General features: G+C 44.5%; 16 protein-coding genes. 14 read left to right on the forward strand and 2 right to left on the reverse strand.

All coding sequences use genetic code 11. The annotated features are described in order from the left end of the window. Position 1: 1 nt before the first annotated feature. From GZN30_RS06055 to GZN30_RS06095, 9 genes are all read left to right on the forward strand, one after another. The gene (locus GZN30_RS06055) at positions 2-1,450 is read left to right on the forward strand and encodes a lipopolysaccharide biosynthesis protein (RefSeq protein ID WP_161987036.1); all 1,449 of its coding nucleotides are present in this window, start codon (positions 2-4) and stop codon (positions 1,448-1,450) included. Further along, complete coding sequence (locus GZN30_RS06060; protein ID WP_075649545.1) at positions 1,447-2,811, forward strand: O-antigen ligase family protein; 1,365 nt, start codon at positions 1,447-1,449, stop codon at positions 2,809-2,811. Before GZN30_RS06055 ends, GZN30_RS06060 begins: the two co-directional genes overlap by 4 nt. A 108-nt stretch (positions 2,812-2,919) precedes the next feature. Continuing rightward, positions 2,920-3,636 carry an acyltransferase gene (locus tag GZN30_RS06065; protein WP_075649546.1) on the forward strand — a complete coding sequence of 239 codons (717 nt, stop codon included), beginning with the start codon at positions 2,920-2,922 and terminating at the stop codon, positions 3,634-3,636. Next, positions 3,629-4,759 carry a glycosyltransferase family protein gene (locus GZN30_RS06070; RefSeq protein ID WP_075649547.1) on the forward strand — a complete coding sequence of 377 codons (1,131 nt, stop codon included), beginning with the start codon at positions 3,629-3,631 and terminating at the stop codon, positions 4,757-4,759. The genes GZN30_RS06065 and GZN30_RS06070 overlap by 8 nt, the downstream gene beginning before the upstream one ends. After that, on the forward strand, positions 4,756-6,195 hold the full coding sequence (locus GZN30_RS06075) for a GumC family protein (protein ID WP_075649548.1): 1,440 nt from the start codon (positions 4,756-4,758) through the stop codon (positions 6,193-6,195). Before GZN30_RS06070 ends, GZN30_RS06075 begins: the two co-directional genes overlap by 4 nt. 105 nt (positions 6,196-6,300) lie before the next feature. Then, positions 6,301-7,452, forward strand: a complete 1,152-nt coding sequence (locus tag GZN30_RS06080; RefSeq protein WP_075649549.1) for a glycosyltransferase — start codon at positions 6,301-6,303, stop codon at positions 7,450-7,452. Between the two features lies 1 nt (position 7,453). Then, positions 7,454-8,635 carry a glycosyltransferase family 2 protein gene (locus GZN30_RS06085; RefSeq protein ID WP_075649550.1) on the forward strand — a complete coding sequence of 394 codons (1,182 nt, stop codon included), beginning with the start codon at positions 7,454-7,456 and terminating at the stop codon, positions 8,633-8,635. Between the two features lie 11 nt (positions 8,636-8,646). Then, positions 8,647-9,285, forward strand: a complete 639-nt coding sequence (locus GZN30_RS06090; RefSeq protein WP_075649551.1) for a sugar transferase — start codon at positions 8,647-8,649, stop codon at positions 9,283-9,285. A 522-nt stretch (positions 9,286-9,807) separates the two neighbouring features. Next, complete coding sequence (locus tag GZN30_RS06095) at positions 9,808-10,659, forward strand: helix-turn-helix transcriptional regulator (protein ID WP_075649552.1); 852 nt, start codon at positions 9,808-9,810, stop codon at positions 10,657-10,659. Positions 10,660-10,677: 18 nt separating this feature from the next. Here GZN30_RS06095 and GZN30_RS06100 read toward each other — a convergent pair whose 3' ends face one another. Both GZN30_RS06100 and ydiJ read right to left on the reverse strand, forming a co-directional pair. Continuing rightward, a complete protein-coding gene (locus GZN30_RS06100; RefSeq protein ID WP_075649553.1) occupies positions 10,678-11,139 on the reverse strand; it encodes a methyltransferase family protein in 462 nt (153 codons plus the stop codon). Next, entirely contained in the window at positions 11,139-14,165 is a 3,027-nt protein-coding gene (gene ydiJ, locus GZN30_RS06105) for a D-2-hydroxyglutarate dehydrogenase YdiJ (protein ID WP_075649554.1), read from the reverse strand. The genes GZN30_RS06100 and ydiJ overlap by 1 nt, the downstream gene beginning before the upstream one ends. Positions 14,166-14,582: 417 nt before the next feature. On the opposite strand from ydiJ, the gene GZN30_RS06110 reads away from it, so the two are divergent. From GZN30_RS06110 to GZN30_RS06130, 5 genes are all read left to right on the forward strand, one after another. Then, positions 14,583-15,263: a DUF3334 family protein gene (locus GZN30_RS06110; RefSeq protein ID WP_075649555.1), complete on the forward strand. Its 681-nt coding sequence runs from the start codon at positions 14,583-14,585 to the stop codon at positions 15,261-15,263. A 175-nt stretch (positions 15,264-15,438) separates the two neighbouring features. Beyond that, the gene (locus GZN30_RS06115) at positions 15,439-16,122 is read left to right on the forward strand and encodes a DUF2786 domain-containing protein (RefSeq protein ID WP_075649556.1); all 684 of its coding nucleotides are present in this window, start codon (positions 15,439-15,441) and stop codon (positions 16,120-16,122) included. 273 nt (positions 16,123-16,395) lie between these two features. Then, positions 16,396-17,064, forward strand: a complete 669-nt coding sequence (locus GZN30_RS06120) for an OmpA family protein (protein ID WP_075649557.1) — start codon at positions 16,396-16,398, stop codon at positions 17,062-17,064. A 140-nt stretch (positions 17,065-17,204) separates the two neighbouring features. Then, positions 17,205-18,242 (forward strand): tetratricopeptide repeat protein, encoded by a 1,038-nt coding sequence (locus tag GZN30_RS06125; RefSeq protein ID WP_139312243.1) that lies wholly within the window; start codon positions 17,205-17,207, stop codon positions 18,240-18,242. Positions 18,243-18,423: 181 nt separating this feature from the next. Further along, positions 18,424-18,609, forward strand: a complete 186-nt coding sequence (locus GZN30_RS06130) for a hypothetical protein (RefSeq protein WP_075649558.1) — start codon at positions 18,424-18,426, stop codon at positions 18,607-18,609. The last annotated feature ends 58 nt before the right edge of the window (positions 18,610-18,667 follow it).

The following is an 18,667-nucleotide window of genomic DNA, read 5'->3' on the forward strand; positions in this document are numbered from 1 at the left end:
TATGAAACCTTTAAGCCAACCAATTCAAGATATGCTGCTTTATGGTGTGGCTCTCCTTTTACTACGTGGAGCTTCGCTGACTACTCTACCAGCAATGACTTATTTTCTTTCGGTTGAGCAAATTGGTCAGCTTGAGCTGATCGCCGTTACCCAAACTTTCTTTGCGCTTTTGATTTCTTTAGCAATGCACGAAAACCTCTATCGCTTTGTGGCAACTTTAGAGCAAGCCGACGATCAAAAAGCGATGGTAAGCCGACTCTACACAACCGCTTTGACTTTCTCTTTAGCACTTGTGATTGTTCTTGTTATACCGGTTTGGTTGTTCAGCTCCGATCACATTGAGGGAGCTTGGCATTATTTCTCTCAAACTCAAATCGCTCTTATGGCAAGTGTGTGGGTGATTCAAAGTAGTCTTGAGATCAGCCTCGCTTGGCTGCGCTTGCAAAACAAAGCATGGACATTCTTCAAGCTGAGCGTTTTTTGTACCTGCCTACAAGTCAGCTTGATTTTTATGGTCGTTTATCTAGTCCCATCTGTTACTGCGGTACTTATGGTTGGCGCGTTCTGTGCGTTCGTCCAATTGGCTATCCTTCACTATCACAACCGCTTTGACTTGAAATTACTTAACGGCAAAACCCTTGGGCGATATCTAAAATACTGTACGCCTATTATGTTTTCTGCATTAGTCGCTTTTGGGCTCAATGGGGGTGAACGTTGGTTATTAATGCAAGCGAATAACTTAGAGTTTCTCGCACAATACGCCATAGCCCTTAAGTTCGCCTTAGCGGTCGGCATACTGCTGCAACCCTTCCATATGTGGTGGATGCCAAAACGATTCGCTTATTGGCAAGACAAAGACGCGATAACCACCAGTAGAATCAGCCAATACGGTATTGTCTATGCGTGTGTCTTGGCAGTGCTGGTCACTTGGGGTGGTAAATTATTTATTGAGCTGTTCTTGCCAAATCAATATCAAATGGCAGCTAACCTAGTTGCGCTTGCCGTGATGGCAATGCTGTTTAAAGAAATTGCGGAAATAACCAATATCGGGTTGCTTAAATCAAAACAGACTCAAGCACTGTTTTTGATTAACCTGATAGTGACGATTAGTGCTCTTATGATTATTTGGGCAGTTAATGCGTTGTTCAGCCAACACACCTTGTGGATCGTCTGTTTGGGTGTTGCCATTGCGCAGTTAATTCGCTGCTTCATCATTGCGATTGCCAGTCAACGCTCAAACCCGCTGCCCTATCAGACTAGCAAGCTGGTTACTTTCATCCTACTCACCATCGCGCTGTTAGCCAGTAATTGGCTAACCAACGAACTTATCCCAAGCATGACTCTGTTACTGATTGAGTCTGTTGCGTTGCTTTTGATCGCACACTTCCACGGCTTACTGCATCTACCTGTGCAAGACCTACGCAAAGTACTTCGGAGAATTCGCGTATGAGGCACGCTACCCCGACTTCTCATTTGTTTCTCGTCTTAACCTTATGCGGTTTACTGACATTAGGCTGGTTTCTTGTACCAGACCCTAAGATGCTTATCGTATTGTGTCTTGTACCACTAGGGGGACTGTTTGTCATCAACCAGACTTTCTGGTTAGTTAGCCTATTTGTGATTTTTTCTTTTTTCCGCATTCATGAAGCACTGCCTGCACTTTATAACCTAAGGATCCCTTTGCTTCTTTCAATGGGTTCGCTCGCCGCTCTCATGTGGCATGTGTTGATTACTCGAGAGCTTAAACCTTTTTGGCACCCGGTCCTCTCGTGGATGAGCGCGTTTTGGATTCTGGTTATTATCGGAATTGTCTTTGCCGCAAACCGTGGGATCGCTATCGAGTACTTCAAAAATATCTATTGGAAAATTATGATCATGTGCCTCGCCATCACTTGGCTGGTAAACAGTGCTCAAAGCATCAAACGTATTTCAATCTTGATTGTGCTGGCAGGTTTATTGGTTGCTTTTGTCGCTATCAGCAACTCAGTTAATGGCATTGGTCTTGTCGAAGGAACACGGGTAACAATAGGTCGCGATCTCGGCTCAATGCTGGGTGACCCAAATGACCTATCTTTAGTATTAATGTTCCCTCTTGCCTTCTCGCTCAGTTTAATGATGACCAAATCGTTAGGGATAATGCGAGTAATCGGATTGATATGCTCACTAACCGCGCTCTTTGCGGTGATCGCAACTCAGAGCCGAGGTGGATTACTTGGATGCGTGGCAGTGCTAGGTATGTTAGGGCTTAAACACATCAAATCCAAAACGTTGCTCATTACCATCGGTGTCGTTGCAGGCTTGGCATTATTTGCAGTCGCCGGCATTTCAGATCGCCAATCTGGTGGCGCAGCTGAAGAAGGGCTTGATGCTTCAGCGATGGGACGTTTGTACGCTTGGGAAGCGGCATTTAAAATGGCGTTAGAGCGCCCTATCACAGGCGTAGGTATCGATAATTTCTACGTCAACTATTTCTACTACAGCCCGCATTGGGATGGGCTTAACCACGCGGTCCACAGTACTTGGTTTGGCGTGTTAGCGGAAACTGGCTTTCTCGGCTTAATTATCTTTATTGGCTTAATTGTTTGCATATTGAAAACCTGCCGTCAAAGCATTCGAACTATCGACGCCAATCCACAAAATTTCTCCCCATATATCCACGCAACAACCTACGCCGTCTTTTCCGGTACCGTTGGTACCATTGTTTCTGGTACTTTCCTGACTCAAGGCTTTAATTGGCCAATATACATCCTCGCCGCACTAACTGTCGCCTGTAACCACATCGTGCAAAATGATTCTCAAAATAAGACCTAATATTCCCAAGCGACAACAATAAACATAAGTCATTGATTAACAATTATTTTATTTCTGGCATACAAAATGAAAAGACCAAAATAGCGAAATAAAATATAGAGGTCTGTTATGTCAGTTGCTACCTTCAAAATTTGGTTACAAAACCACCCTAATCCTCGTTTTCGCCATCTCTTCTTTTGGTTAAAGCGGATTCGAGCTCAGGGATTACCGACCCCCCAAGTCTACAACGTCGCAATCCGCTATCTACATTCGGTGTTGGCAGGTGCGTGGCACACATCGTTACGTTTACTCATCCAAACACCAGCATTTAAAGGTCGCCTCGATCAGTGTGGTAAAAACTTATATCTGTTTGGAGGGGTACCTTATGTATCGGGACCACTTTCTATCTCAGTCGGAGACAACTGCCGTATCTCAGGACACACGACCTTTTCTGGGCGTTCTCAAACGGAGAATCCTTCGCTTGAAATTGGTAACAACGTTGATGTGGGCTGGCAGAACACAATAGCCGTCGGAAAACGAATTGTCTTAGAAGACAATGTAAGACTTGCTGGTGGTGTGTTCCTATTTGGTTATTCAGGACACGCTACTGATGCAAAGGCGAGAGCAACTGGTGCGCCTGACGCGGACGTTGATGTCGGAGATATCATTATCAAACGTGACGCTTGGCTCGGCACCAACGTGACCGTTTGTCCCAATGTTACCATTGGTCAAGGAACCATCGTTGGTACCGGCAGTGTCGTCACTCATGATTTACCTGACTTTGTTGTCGCCGTTGGTAATCCCGCACGCGTAGTGCGTCATCTAAAGGAGAGCCATCATGCGTGATATGATTGTATTTGGCGAAGACTTTGGTGGTTTACCATCAAGCACTCAACACCTAATCAAACATCTTCCTGATATGGGCAAAATCATTTGGGTTAACTCCATTGGTTTACGCCAACCTCGATTGACTCGACATGACTGCGCTCGGGCAATGACAAAACTGTTTGCGAGTAATCAAAATCGTCTCAATAAACCAAATGTAACCCTTGCGGACTCGACAGCTGCCAATCAAATAGAAGTGGTCAATTTACGCACCATTCCCGCGCCTAGCAGCATATTAAGCCGTAAACTTGCACGCTCGATGATGCTAAAGCAGTTAACACCTATTTTGCGCAAGCACAAAATTTCTTCGCCTATTTTATGGAGTTCACTGCCGACTGCTGCCGATCTCTGCGGACATCTAGATGAATCCGGTATCGTTTACTACTGTGGCGATGATTTTTCTGCGCTTGCAGGCGTTGATCATGACACTGTAAGAGAGCATGAAGCAAAACTCGTCGATAAAGCGAATGTTGTCTTTGCCGCCAGTGAGAAGATCGCAGAAATGTTCCCCCGCTGCAAAACGATGTTGTTACCACATGGTGTCGACGTCGAGTTGTTTTCGACACCTACAGAGAGAGCCAAAGATCTCCCAAACCGAGGCAAACCTATCGCGGGTTTTTACGGCAGTTTGTCTAATTGGCTCGACTACCCATTGATCACACAAGTTGCACTTGAGATGCCAGACTGGGATTTTGTATTCATCGGTCCAAACGAACTTCAACATAATCCTCTTCCCAACTTAAATAATGTCTTTTACTTGGGTCCTAAGCCCCATCACTCACTCGCTAGTTATAGTCAACACTGGCAAGCTAGCTTGTTGCCCTTTAAGCACAATCGTCAAATTGAAGCGTGCAATCCGCTCAAATTACGAGAATATTTAGCGGCGGGCTCACCTGTGATCGCCACCCCTTTCCCAGCATTAGCTCCTTATAGTCGCTACATCAATATCGTCAACGATGTGCAACAGATGTGTTCTGCTCTTAACTTACCGACGACAAAGCAGCGCTTACCGTCAGGAATCGTCAATGGTGAAAGCTGGCAAAGTCGAAGTGAGTGGGTGCGTAAAATCATGGAGCTGATATGAGTGGTTTACCGTTTCGCATAATTCAACTGCTTAATGCAGCGTGGCGACAACGTTACGTTATCGCCCTGCCTGCGCTTATTTTTCCTTTTGTCGGTATGGGCGTAGCAAAATTAGCCCCAACCGTTTACGTATCACATACCAGTATGCTGGTTCAAGAAACAGCGAAAATGAACCCGTTTCTTGAAGACATTGCTGTTTCAACCATGCTCAAAGAGCGACTCAACGACCTGACTACGTTACTAAAAAGTCGCCATATTCTTCACTCCGTTGCCAAAGAGCAAGGCTTAGTAAACGATGATATGTCGGGAAAAGAGCAAGAAAGTGTGATTCGTCAGTTATCACAAAACCTAACCGTGAGTCAGCAAGGCAAAGATTTCCTCAAAATAGAATTGCGCGCACCAAAAGCGGATGGGCTTGAGTCTCTCCTTACCTCGATCAGCCATCACTTTATCGAGCAACTGCTTGCGCCTGAAAGATCTTCGATTCGCGACTCAAGCGAGTTCCTCAATATCCATATCGAAAAAAGAGAAAAGGAACTTGAGCAAGCCGAAAATGCGTTGGCAGATTTCCGTAATCAGCACTTAGCAGTGACACCAGAAATGCAAAGCCAAAGTCTTGCTCAATTGGCAAGGCTTAAACAGACGTTAGCAGAAAAAGAAGCTGAGCTTGCCGGTGTTGAAAAGAGTCTTGGCTCGCTTGATCAGCAGCTTTCTAAAACCAACCCAGTTATCGGTAAAATAGAAGAAAAAATCATCGATATCCGCAGCCAACTCACTCTGCTGCAAGCTAAATACACCGACAATCACAGTTCGGTTCAAGCGAAGAAACGTGAGTTGAGCCGACTCGAAAATGAACGCACCCTTCTACTAGAGGTGGAACAACCCAACCTCGGCAGCGATAAGCTGTGGGATATTGCCAGCAATAGTACTTTCTCCGATCTCGATACCATTCAACCTCTACTTGTTACGCAGTTACACAGCCTGCAATTGGTCAGAAGTCGCTATGAATCGTTAACGGAAGAAACCAAAAGCTTACGCAACATGATCAGCTCGATCGAGCAAGAGGCGAAAAGCTTTGGGAACACCGCGAAAACAATGCGCCGTTTAGAACGTGATGCAGTGATCAAGCGCCAGCAATACGATGAGTTATTACAGCGCTACGAAATGGCGCAACTTACTGGCTCTCTTGGCGTATTTGAACAAAACAAGCGTGTGAAGATAATCGACCTTCCTTACACACCCAGTACGCCGAGTAACCTACCTGCTGTTATTTTTATTCTTGCTGGTCTAATCGGTGGCATCGGGCTCGGTTCTGGGCTGGCAATCATCTTTGAGTTAAGCAACTCATCCATTCGCACCGCCCAACGCATTACTGAGCTCACTCATCAGCCAGTACTGTCTACTATTCCTCGAATCTCAAACCGATTCTCAAAATAAAAAACAGACACTCAACTTCCAACCAAAACAAATAAACCATTGTAATTATTGAGAATAAAAACAGGCACGCTTAATGCAATCACAATATAAAAACGGAGAATGTGTATGCAGCCTACTAATATAAATAACCGTCAGCACTCAACGTTAACAGCTCGCGTTGCGAGCCAAGGGCGAAACGAAAAAGTATTAACAATCCATGTTGTACAGCACCTTAAACCAGGCGGCATCGAGTCTATGGTTTTAGAGATGTTGCGACAATCAAATGCTAATGATAAAAGTTTAGTCGTCAGTTTAGAGGGTAACCGTTCCACTTCGATTAAAGCCTGGAGCAAGCTTGCCCAATTTAGCCATCAAATCCTTTTTCTCAACAAATCTGAAGGTATTTCACCCTCTGTCATTCATCAGCTGCGCAAGTTATTTACCGTTTTAAAACCTGATACGGTACACACACATCATATAGGACCATTACTCTACGCTGGCTGCGCAGCCCGATTAGCTGGGATTAAATGTGTTATTCATACCGAACATGATGGTTGGCATTTCGAGAATGCGAAACGTGCTCGACTGCAAAACTTAGTGTTAACCGTTGTTAAGCCGCGACTGGTCGCTGACGCAGACTTTGTCGCAACACAATTGATCGACAAGTTTGATTACAACGACCTTCACGTCATCAAAAATGGTATTGATTGCCAACGCTTCAAACCGGGCAGCCAAGCTCTAGCAAGGCAGAAACTCAAACTCCCATTAGATAAAACGATCATCGGCTGTGCTGGAAGACTCGAGTTTGTCAAAGGGCAAGACATACTGCTGCATGCGCTATCAATGCTGAATAACAACGTTCATTTAGCGCTTGCAGGTGAAGGCAGTCAGCGCGAGAACCTGCAAGAGTTAGCAACAACCCTTGGCATCGAAGATCGAATAACCTGGTTAGGTTTGGTTGAGGACATGCCGCGCTTCTACCAATCCCTTGACCTGTTTTGTTTACCGTCGCGCAACGAAGGGTTCCCGCTATCCACACTAGAAGCTCAGGCGTCGGGCGTTCCCGTTGTGGCTACCAATGTTGGTGGTGTGAGAGAAACCTTGTGCCCTACAAGCGGAAAGATTGTCATGGCTGAAAATCCGCTCGTTCTCGCTGATGCGCTCAATACAGCGTTATCAAATAGCCAAGCTCAAACTCCTCGAGATTTCGTTGTTAACAATAACGATCTCACTCAAATGATCGAGAAATATAGAATCCTTGCAGTGGAGGCGCGTTAGTATGATGGAATTAGCTCTAATACTTCTTTTTTCTGTTTCCGGTTTTTTAATTGTCTATCACCATATTGGCTACCCTTTGCTGCTTAAATTAGTCGCGAAGAAAACACCATTAGAGAAGAAAGCATCCTTCAAGCGCCTTTATCGCGTGACCAAAGCCGATCGTTCTCTGCCATCTATAACCATGTTAATCCCAGCTTACAATGAGCAAGAATGGATAGCACAAAAAATACGTAACCTATCTAGCTTGGATTACCCAAAAGATAAATTAAAAGTTGTCATTGCCTGTGATGGCTGTACCGATAGCACCGTAGAAATCGCAGAAGCGACGATTCAAGAAGCGATTTGTAGCGAAACTCATTTTGAGATTATCCAATTTGAGCAAAACAGAGGGAAAGTTGCGGTTGTTAATCAAGTCATGCAAGACATTAATAGTGATATTACTGCAATGAGTGATGTTTCTGCACTCGTCTCGTTTGATGCCCTTTTGCTTGCTGCCCAGCACTTTCAGCGAAACAATGTAGGCGTGGTGAACAGCCGTTATCAACTTCTCGACAGCCAAAACACCGGAGAAATGAAGTATTGGCAGTATCAATCGATGCTTCAGCAAGGTGAAGCCAATCTAGGCGCTAATATCGGCGCACACGGTGCACTCTATTTCTTTCGTACAGAGCTATTCACACCACTAGCGCTCGACACGATCAATGACGATTTTGTTATACCAATGGAAATTGTGCGCAATGGATACCAAGCAATATATGAACCCAATGTCGTTGCGGTTGAACTAGAGAACGCTAGCTTGGGCAAAGACTTTAAACGTCGACTCCGCATATCCGCCGGTAACATGCAGCAACTGTTAATGTTGGCTGAGCTTCTACGACCTCGCTATAAAGCGGTCGCCTTTACCTTTGGCTCAGGAAAAACGCTTCGCCTACTTACTCCGTACTTGCTAATTATCTGCCTCGCTACGTCTATCGCCCTTAGCTATCATACGTTGTTTCTCACTGCGCTCGGGGTGCAAATCGCTTTCTATTCGATTGCTGCACTCGGTCTGTTACTACCAACCATCTTTAATCATCGAATTATTAAATTAATCAGTTACTTTACTGCAGGGCATTTCGCCAATTTGTATGGAGGCTTACGCTACATACTGGGTCGCGAAACTGGTCGCTGGGAACGTGTATAAGGAAATCAACCATGCCACATATCATTGCCAACTACCCTATCTGGTTCGCGAAGCGTCTGTTTGATTTGTTTGGTGCTTGCTTTGCTCTGCTGTTATTTATGCCAATTTTGCCAATTATTGCCATCGCGATTAAAGCAACGTCTAAAGGTCCAGTTTTTTATCAACAACAGCGCGTTGGTAAATCAACCCCGCAACACATGGAATTTTTTAACATTATCAAGTTTCGCACTATGTACCAAGATGCCGAGAGCCGTTCTGGTGCCGTCTGGGCGACCAAAGACGACCCACGTATCACTCCAGTGGGTCGATTTCTCAGAAAAACACGTTTGGACGAACTGCCGCAATTGTTCAACGTGATCAGAGGAGAGATGTCTTTGATTGGTCCAAGACCTGAACGACCTTCTTTTTATAATAAGCTTGAACACGAAATCCCTTATTTTGCCGATAGAACTTACGGCGTAATGCCTGGCATTACAGGCTTAGCACAAGTTAATCAAGGTTACGATACCTGTATCGACGATGTGCGTAAGAAGGTTGGGTTCGATCACTGTTATGCATTATCGCTTCGCTCTACCAAGTCATGGCTTGTTATGGACATGAATATCATCGCGCAAACTTTGGTCGTCATGTTTAATGGTCGCGGACAATAGTTGAGTTTAAAAAAATAGCCCACTACCGAAGTAAGTGGGCTAATAGTCAGGCAGGAGTCGCCCGAGGAACTTATTGTTTTATACCCATGTAACCTCACGGTGCTTGGGTACACTTTGTGCTTAATGTGTTAGGAAGACAATCTAAGAAAAAGGTCAAGCGTTAACGCTCTAACTGTTTCGCCGTGCATAGTATTGCTATGTGCCCATCGGCTCAATCCAATCAATGCTCAAAGTATTCTAGTTTTCGTTCAACCGACTCAACGAGCTCATAATCGGCAGAATCACCGCTTTATGCGGGATTCTTTGCGACTTTCAATTCCCACCGCTTGAGAGCAATCCGTTTTCGTTTTGAGCTAATTTGAGAATATTACGCGCAGAAATCGCAATGACACTTCCCACTCTGTTTGTTATCTTGATCACAAAATAATCTGATAAAAATTCTTCATAGCGCGCTGGGCATCGGAGTCGTTAACCAAGCAATAGATGTCGCGGGTGCTTAACAGGACGCATTGCGCAGTAGGCATGATTTTTCACAAACTCAATTTCGACATTATCAACTTGGAACAGTTTCACAGTAAAAGAGCCTATATTGCCCGAATCTGTGATGCGGCAGGGACGATAACAATCAACGGATTAGAGGTTAATAACCTTAAAGATACGCTAATTTTCATTCCGCAAAATGCAACCGTACAATGTCATATCTCCAAGCAAGAGCACAAAGGGCAATTGGAGTTAATTTCTCTCAATGTCAAAGACAAAGAAAAGCTAAAGACCAAACTACTCAAGGTTGATGGTTCGCTGCTGAGCAGAAAGAAAAAACAGACATTAGTTGTAAGCGAAAATGATGAGATACGTGAGATCTTTCTACTCACTAGTGCAATTCAAACGACGCCATTTGATCTACAGACTAAGGTGTTAGCACTAAAGCATCATGTCTTCAGTCTGTTGCTGACACTACACATCTATGGTCATGACATTAGTGTCTTGTTTCAACAGCCTCAACATCTAACCACTTCAGAACGGTTAGCTAAGTTAATTATGGATGCACCACGCGAAAACTGGACGCTCGCTTACGCGGCTAAGCGCCTATTTACCAGTAGTTCGACGCTAAGAAGAAACTTAGCCAGAGAAGGTAACTCCTTCTCCACTATTTTGACCGATGTTCGCCTGGGAATTGCACTTAATCAACTGACCTTTACTAACCACACTATTTTCAAGGTTGGTGAACTCAGTGGATTTAATAGCGCTCCTTACTTTTGCACCAGTTTTAAGAAGAAATTTGCTATGACGCCGCAAGAGTTTCGCACTCAATCAAAGAGCAGTAATACAAGCCTGACTGCTCGCACTTTGCGTCATCCCGTTGCGGTCGCCTAGTCACTTGGTTTGCACTATTTATAGCCAGCGACGCACACGCTGTTTGTATGCTAGGTATTGCTCGCCAAATAGTTTCTCCAAAGCCCGCTCTTCTGGCAAAATTTGAAAACGGTTCATATAGAACACGAAGCCTATTGGAAGCAGCAAACACACCATGTTTTGCTGCCAATAACCGATACCAAATAATAAAATCAGAAGTGCTAGGTACATTGGGTTGCGGCTATAAGCAAAGATACCAGTATCAACCACCGAGCTGGCACTATCGACCTTTACCGGGTTGACCGTGGTCTTTGCTTTGCGAAATTCATTAACGCCAGCAAGACCAATGAACCCCGAAACAAGCACAGAACAAGCTAATACCGTCCAAGGAAACGGCAACACAGCCGCGAAACTCTCCAAAGCACCGTCAAATCGCACCATTACCACGATAAAAATGATAAATAGTGCGACTGGTGGAATTTTCCTTTCCAATACTTCCATTAAATAATCTCTAGTAATGCTTGCAGTGGATGCTTAGTTTTCACATGCTCAAAACGCTTCACCTGACTGCGGCATGAATAGCCCGTTACCAAACAGCGCTCAGCAGGCAATTCTTCTAAGCGAGGTTTCCAACTCAAGCCATAAATATCTTTCGACATCTCAAGTTTGTCGACCTCATGACCAAAGGTCCCTGCCATACCACAACAGCCAACAGGCACGGTATTTAGCTTAGCGCCAAAATGAGTAAAGATCGCGCCCCACTCTTTTTCAGCATTCGGTAGCTTGGTTTTTTCGGTACAGTGTGCCAGTAGATGCCATGACTCACCTTTTGCTTCACTTGACTCAAACTCGTTAAGTCTTGGTAGCAACCACTCATGCACCGTCAAGACATCAAATTCACCGCGCTTATCACCAAGAATTTCCGTGTATTCATCTCGATAACAGAGAACTAGCGCAGGATCGACCCCCACCATAGGAATGGTGAGATCAGCGACTTGCTCAAGGAACATTGCGGTACTCTTGGCGTTTTTAGCGAACTGCGCCAAGAAGCCTTTAATATGCTGCGCTTTGCCATTCGGTTTAAATGGCAGTAACACTGGGGTTTTACCGAGCTTGATAATCAGTTTAACGAAATCATCTACAACCTCAGCATCGTAGTACGACGTAAATGGGTCTTGCACAATCAGCACATGATTTGCTTTCTCTTCGCTCGACATCGCGGCTAAAGCCTGCATATCAAACGGCTTAAGCTGCTTCACTCGTTTGTCTAGTGTCGGTACCGACAACAACGGAGCATCAACGTAACCCACCGTTGATGCGGTCAAACTTTGCACCCATTTTTGCTTTAATACCCCATTCACTAACGTTGGCGCTTTCGCCATCATTGGCAACATAGTTTCAATGTTAGCGACTAAATAATCTTTAGCTGGACGCTGATAACGACTGTAGTAGATATTCAAAAAGCGCGACCTAAAACTTGGTACGTCGACTTTAATAGGACATTGGCTCGCACACGCTTTACACGCTAAACAGCCATTCATCGCTTCATACACTTCATGAGAGAAATCGTAATGGTGACGCTTGTTAAAGCTATTGCGCACACGGTCGAGCATTGTTTTGACCGACGCCGTTTTAAGAGCTTGCTGCTCCAAATCGAGAATGTCGATCCCTTGCTCGGTTAATTGACGCAGCCACTCTCTGACTAATCCCGCACGTCCTTTTGGTGAATGACGACGATCTGCGGTGACCTTCATTGAAGGACACATTGGCGAGGCTGTATCGTAGTTAAAACATAAGCCATTACCGTTACATTCCATCGCTTGCTTAAAGCTATCACGCACTTCAACGTTAATCTGGCGATCATAGAAGCCGCGTTTGGTATCAGTAACTTTAACCAGTTCGTCACCGCTCTCCAGTGGTGTACAAATCTTACCTGGATTCATTTTGTTATGCGGGTCGAACGCCGATTTCACACGGCGAAGCTCGGTAAAGAGCTCTTCACCAAAAAATTCTGGACCATATTCAGAGCGGAAGCCTTTACCGTGTTCACCCCACATCAGACCACCATATTTAGCCACCAGCTTGACCACCTCATCAGAGATCTCATGCATCATGCGCTCTTGATGAGGATCGCAAAGATCCAGTGTTGGTCGCACATGCAACACACCCGCATCAACGTGACCAAACATACCGTATTGCAATTGCTTGGCATCTAACAACTGACGAAACTCAACAATAAAGTCAGCTAGGTTCTCTGGTGGTACGCAGGTATCTTCAGCGAACGCGACAGGCTTAGCGCGACCTTTTGCAGCACCTAGTAACCCGACTGCTTTTTTACGCATGTTGTAGATTTTTCCAATGCTGGCAACATCACTGCATACTTGGTAGCCAATAATGCCCGCTTCTTCTGCTTCAAGCATTTGCTCCAATCGAGCAGTCAGCATCGTGACTTGTTGCTCGACTTCTTGAACATCTTGCCCAGCAAACTCAACCATGTTGATTCCCAGCATCTCTTTGCCCGGAACATCTGTCAGCAGGTCACTCACGGTGTGCCAAACTATGTCTTCTTTGGCAAGATTAAGAACCTTTGAATCGACGGTTTCCACTGACAATGCGTTGGCTTCGACCATAAAGGGAGCATTACGCAATGCCGAGTCAAAACTGTTGTACTTAACATTAACGAGGGTACGCGCTTTAGGGATTTTAGTCAGGTTAAGCTTTGCTTCAGTGATAAACGCCAATGAGCCTTCCGCGCCACACAGCACTCGAGTTAAGTGAAAGCTATTGTCTTGTTCATTAATGGCATTTTTAAGATCGTAACCCGTCAAAAAGCGGTTTAGCGGAGGGAATTTATCGGTAATTTGTTGGCGCTTATCACGACAAACCTGCTCGGTAACCTGCAATGCCGTCGCTGCGTAAGTACCTTCATCAGGCGTACCATGAGAAAGATCCGACTCTAATACTGAACCATCGGCAAACACCGCTTGAAGAGACAAAACATGATCGGAAGTCTTGCCGTACTTCAATGAACCTTGTCCTGAAGCGTCAGTATTAATCATGCCGCCCAAAGTCGCGCGGTTACTGGTAGAAAGATCGGGAGAAAAGAAATAGCCATACGGACGCACCGCATCATTGAGTTGGTCTTTGACCACGCCAGTTTGGACGCGAACCCACCCTTCTTGCTCATTAATCTCAAGCACTTGGTTCATATGACGAGAAAGGTCAACAACCACACCTTGCGTCAGCGACTGACCATTAGTACCAGTGCCGCCGCCACGTGGTGAAAACTTCACTCGTTCGTAAATTGGTTTAACCGCTATTTTACCGATCAGCGATACATCATGAGTATCGCGCGGATGCACGACCGCTTGTGGTAGTTGTTGATAAACACTGTTGTCTGTTGCAACAGCCAGTCGGCTTGAGTATTGAGTTTCGATATCGCCAGTAAAACCCGCTTTTTTCAGTTCGTCTAAGAAACTGAGTACTACGTGATCGATATCTTGATGAGAGTGAAGTCTTGGTAACATTGCGTCCTGCCCCTACGGCACTGATCCAATCAGCTTTGGGTTACTTTAGCCATCGATCAATCATCCGTGTGCGTTGCATACCATTTACACTACCGTTAAGGGTTCTGTTGAACAGCCCAAAAGCTATTACCAAAGAATCCTTCTATGTAATTTTCAGCGCAAACTCACACTAACAAATTAAAGCGATGGGTATTATTCTTTTGATTTTCGTCACTTTACAACATTTAAAAGCGTGATCAAAATAGAATTACAGTGCCAAAATAGAAATTATGGTGTTTACCTTAACCAACCGTTTGTTCGCTTAAGAACTAAGTAACAATGCCCTAACCGCGTCGACCATTTTTGTGAAAGCTGCCTCAAAATTGAGTGCCATTTATTGCGGTTAGTAGAATCTTTAGCAGCGTTAGAATAGAGCCAATGAAAAAGAACAAGATAGTAACAACAGAAGATATTCTTCTTAAACTGTGTCAGTCCGTATCAGGCGTACTTAGCTCAGCAACCGACTCTAATGTTTCATACTCAGCTATGGTGCAGAAGATCAACAAAACCAGTTTAAAGCCTGATTTTGGTTGCTTTGTACTATTTGATGGCGGCTTTTCGGGTTTAGTGGTGATTAACTTCACAGCCAAAGCTGCGCTGGAGCTCTATACCAAATACATGCAACACATGGGCATCCCACCAGAAGAATTGGCAATAACTCATACTTCTGACGAAGTGGGTGACGTGCTGGGCGAACTCATGAACCAACTTGTTGGTGATTTTACCAACAAGATCCGTAAAGAACTGCAAACCCACATTACCCAAAACCAACCAAAAATGTTGTCGCTTAACAAGCAGGTCATTTTGTCGGTTGACACTAACCTAGATCGCCCGCAAGCACGTCGCGTGACTTTCTCGACTGAAAACCACAACATCTTCTACCTTGAACTGGCGATGGATAAAACCGAATTTATCCAATTGGAAGAGTTTGAAGTAGCAGAAGACGAAAGCCCAGATGACATTCTTGAAAAAACGCGCCAAGAAATGTTAGAGAAAGAGAAAAAATCACAAGGCGGTAACTCAGAAGCCGACGACTTACTTAGTGAACTGGGTTTATAACCTCTAACCACGCTCAATCATGAAGGCTCCTAACTTTTGGGAGCCTCAATTTATCTCCCTTACCCACCCTAAAAAATGAATTTCTGCTGCAATTGGGAGTATAAAGTTGCGACCGATGTCCATAACACGCTAAAATAGCCGACTTTGTTAATTTTAATGAGTTTTGTCGCTGTCAATGGATAAACAAAAAGCCCTTAAAAAGATTGCTAAGTGTCTCGAACTTGGTAACTCAGCCAACGTCAATGAAGCTGCGAATGCGATTAAAATGGCGCATCGCCTTATGCTCAAATACGGCTTGGATAAGGATGATATTGAGTTTATCAAGATGGGCAAAACCCAATCGACTCACCTTCTACCATCTAACATCAGCTCTACCCTACTACGCATTATCCGTGGTATTAACACGCGCTTTGGTGTCGAAGCCGTGTTGCTTAACCATAAAGGTCTTAAGCGCGTAGAGTTTATTGGTGAAGCCGACCGCGCTATCTTTGCCGCTTTTGCTTTTGATATCGTCTACCGTGAACTGAATGAACATACTGGCAAATTCCGCAATAGTTTTGCAGGCTCTGGTACTTCTTCAATGGAAGTTAACCGCCGAGTCAATTCATTCGTTTCTGGTTGGGTCGAAGGCGCATTAGAAAAGCTGCCGATTATTTCGCCAGATGAAGAGTCAGCCAATAAAATTGAAGATTACATCGATAAAGAGTTTAAAAATATCGACCGTGAAACCTTCAAACAGCAACTTCGCGAAGCGATGAAAAATTTAACCGACGACTATGAAGTCGGTTTAAAGAAGGGTCGTACCCTATCAGTTAGTCGCCCAATTGATGGTGCTCAAGCACCAAAACTACTGCGCTAATTCTCCAATTCCTCACAAATAGCAGACTGCTTATGTCTGCTAGTTGTTGATTTTTGCTGTGTAAATGAACGCTTCATTCAGTACTTGTTAATCTTGTGTCAATTATAGTGATACGAGTTTGACATAAGGTATGCCATGGGGTTTATTGGCACCCATCAATTTTCTGTATGTATAACCAAGAGTTTAAACTTTCATCTTCTTAGCCACTTAGTGAGCAGGATTAAAGTTTAAGGGACTTGAAATATTAAACACTTTCACATGGAGAGATTTTCTGTGAAAAAACTTACTCTAGCGCTTGCTCTTACAGTAGCTCTAACTGGCTGTCAGGCAACTCAACGTCAAAACGCAACCACTGGCGAATCAGAAACAAACTCAACAACTAAAGGCGCTCTAATCGGTGCTATCGCAGGTGTTGCTGTTGGTCTAGCAACTGGTGATAACGCAAAAGAACGTCGTAAAAACGCACTGATTGGTGCGGCAGGCGGCGCAGCTATCGGTGGTGGCGCGGGTTACTACTTTGACCAACAAGAAGCAGCACTGCGTAAACAACTGCTGGATTCTGGTGTACAAGTTGAGCGTGTGGGTGAAAACCAACTACTACTACGCCTAGAGAATGGCATTGGTTTCCAATCTAGCTCTTACCAACTAGATCCAACCATTCACCGCACCCTAAGTGGCGTTGCGCGTATTCTGGTTGAATACCCAGATACTAGCCTAGTGATTGAAGGTCACACTGATAGCACGGGTAACGAGTCAATGAACCAAACACTATCAGAGCGCCGTGCAGAAGCCGTTCGTAACTACCTAGTACAACAAGGTGTTGCTCCAGGTCGCGCGATTTCTCGTGGCTACGGTGAGCGTTTCCCACTATGTTCAAACGACACGACTGCGGGTCGTGCATGTAACCGCCGCGTTGAGATTCAGATCCTACCGCTGAAATAATCAACGTCTTTCGATCGCTAATATCAACAAGGAGGCTGCAGCCTCCTTGTTTTACCCTCTTATCTCATTTCATAGTCAAGTAATTTCATTATTAATTCGGTATACTTAGCCCTTCACTTTTTACTCGTTAGGCATTACGGATGATGAGATTAATCACCACGCTTATTTTTTGTTTTTCATCATTCAGTTACGCAAACGCCAATCAAGCCACATTTGCAGAACAACTATCGCAAGCTAAATTAAATAACCCACGCGCTCAATATCAAGTTTCTCAAGCATTTTTGTCTGGCGATGGTGTCAAACAGTCTCAGCAAGAGGCGTTTTACTGGTTAGAACAAGCGGCGCTCAACGACTACAAACTCGCCCAATATGACTTAGTTGAGCAATACCTAACAGGTGGTCTGATTGAACCCGATTTAAACAACGCTATCTATTGGCTGACTAAATTAGCCATTGCTGGCGATGATAAGGCGCAATTTGAGCTTGGACAGCTTTATGAAAAACGCGCCGAAGTCGTCGATACGCATCTGCAAGCCAAACTTTGGTACCAAATAGCGGCGGAAACAAACCCTGATGCAGAACAAGCCTACGCACAACTTCTTGAGCAGGAGTTTAATCAGCGTCGAGCAAAGCAAATAGCGAAATTGCAACAGCTTGATGCTGAAAGTACTCCTAGCAAACAAAGTGACTGGGTAACTGACACTCTCGACAGTAATACTTGGGCCCTTGCGGGTCTAGGGCTGGTACTGAGTGCCGGATCATTGGGCTGGTTACGCCATCGGGGCAAACAGAGAAAGCAACACGATTCCAATGCGAGCCGTGCATCCCTACTCGAATTAAGTAGTGCGGAAAACCACAAGCTCAAAACTCAACTCAATAAGCAAGATGCGGCTTTGAAAAAGCAAAGACAGCAAATTGAACTGTTATATTCAGAGCTCAAAAAGCAGCAAAATAATACCAATCAAACCAGAGGCGTTGAAAGCTCAGCAAATTCACCACTCGCACTTGCCTGCGCGATGTTTGGCTTTAGCCAAGATAACATTCCTGATGTCGTGAAAATAAAGCAACGTTACAAGCAGCTTTGTAAAATCTATCATCCCGACCTAAAAGGTAGTGACGAAGAAATGAAACGTCTCAATCACGCTCTAAAAGTGATCCTAGCGCAGCATAAAAAATAAGTTAACATCATGTTACACTTTTATATCTAAACTAGACACAGTCGGCTATAAACCATACAAACAGTAAGCTGCGCAATCGATCTCTTTCTTGTTTCTCGTAACAAACAGTTAACGTCAAATAACTATATGTGTCATAATGCACTCCAACAATAACCCTTGGTGATAACGGTAGGAGCGTTACATGTTCACAATTGAAGGAATTTGCGACTGGTGTAAGAAACCAAGCCTGCTAACCAAACACGAATATATTGATGGCTTATGCCACCACTCTTGCAAAGAGTGTTTTGACTTTGCCGCGATGGATGTGCGTGAATTTAATATCGGTGAAATCGAGCAGAGAGAGCGACAATCGCAACTCATGCGCTGAAAGCATAACGATATTGCTGCATCTAAAGGCTAATTCGTGATAGCCACTTGTAACCAAG

Origin of the sequence: Vibrio ponticus (assembly GCF_009938225.1) — a bacterium.
GTDB lineage: Bacteria > Pseudomonadota > Gammaproteobacteria > Enterobacterales > Vibrionaceae > Vibrio > Vibrio ponticus.

Coding starts and splice junctions, on each gene's coding strand:
- GZN30_RS06055 (WP_161987036.1), top strand. CDS start 2: ATGAAACCTTTAAGCCAACCAATTCAAGATATGCTGCTTTATGGTGTG.
- GZN30_RS06060 (WP_075649545.1), top strand. CDS start 1,447: ATGAGGCACGCTACCCCGACTTCTCATTTGTTTCTCGTCTTAACCTTA.
- GZN30_RS06065 (WP_075649546.1), top strand. CDS start 2,920: ATGTCAGTTGCTACCTTCAAAATTTGGTTACAAAACCACCCTAATCCT.
- GZN30_RS06070 (WP_075649547.1), top strand. CDS start 3,629: ATGCGTGATATGATTGTATTTGGCGAAGACTTTGGTGGTTTACCATCA.
- GZN30_RS06075 (WP_075649548.1), top strand. CDS start 4,756: ATGAGTGGTTTACCGTTTCGCATAATTCAACTGCTTAATGCAGCGTGG.
- GZN30_RS06080 (WP_075649549.1), top strand. CDS start 6,301: ATGCAGCCTACTAATATAAATAACCGTCAGCACTCAACGTTAACAGCT.
- GZN30_RS06085 (WP_075649550.1), top strand. CDS start 7,454: ATGATGGAATTAGCTCTAATACTTCTTTTTTCTGTTTCCGGTTTTTTA.
- GZN30_RS06090 (WP_075649551.1), top strand. CDS start 8,647: ATGCCACATATCATTGCCAACTACCCTATCTGGTTCGCGAAGCGTCTG.
- GZN30_RS06095 (WP_075649552.1), top strand. CDS start 9,808: ATGATTTTTCACAAACTCAATTTCGACATTATCAACTTGGAACAGTTT.
- GZN30_RS06100 (WP_075649553.1), bottom strand. CDS start 11,139: ATGGAAGTATTGGAAAGGAAAATTCCACCAGTCGCACTATTTATCATT.
- ydiJ (WP_075649554.1), bottom strand. CDS start 14,165: ATGTTACCAAGACTTCACTCTCATCAAGATATCGATCACGTAGTACTC.
- GZN30_RS06110 (WP_075649555.1), top strand. CDS start 14,583: ATGAAAAAGAACAAGATAGTAACAACAGAAGATATTCTTCTTAAACTG.
- GZN30_RS06115 (WP_075649556.1), top strand. CDS start 15,439: ATGGATAAACAAAAAGCCCTTAAAAAGATTGCTAAGTGTCTCGAACTT.
- GZN30_RS06125 (WP_139312243.1), top strand. CDS start 17,205: ATGATGAGATTAATCACCACGCTTATTTTTTGTTTTTCATCATTCAGT.
- GZN30_RS06130 (WP_075649558.1), top strand. CDS start 18,424: ATGTTCACAATTGAAGGAATTTGCGACTGGTGTAAGAAACCAAGCCTG.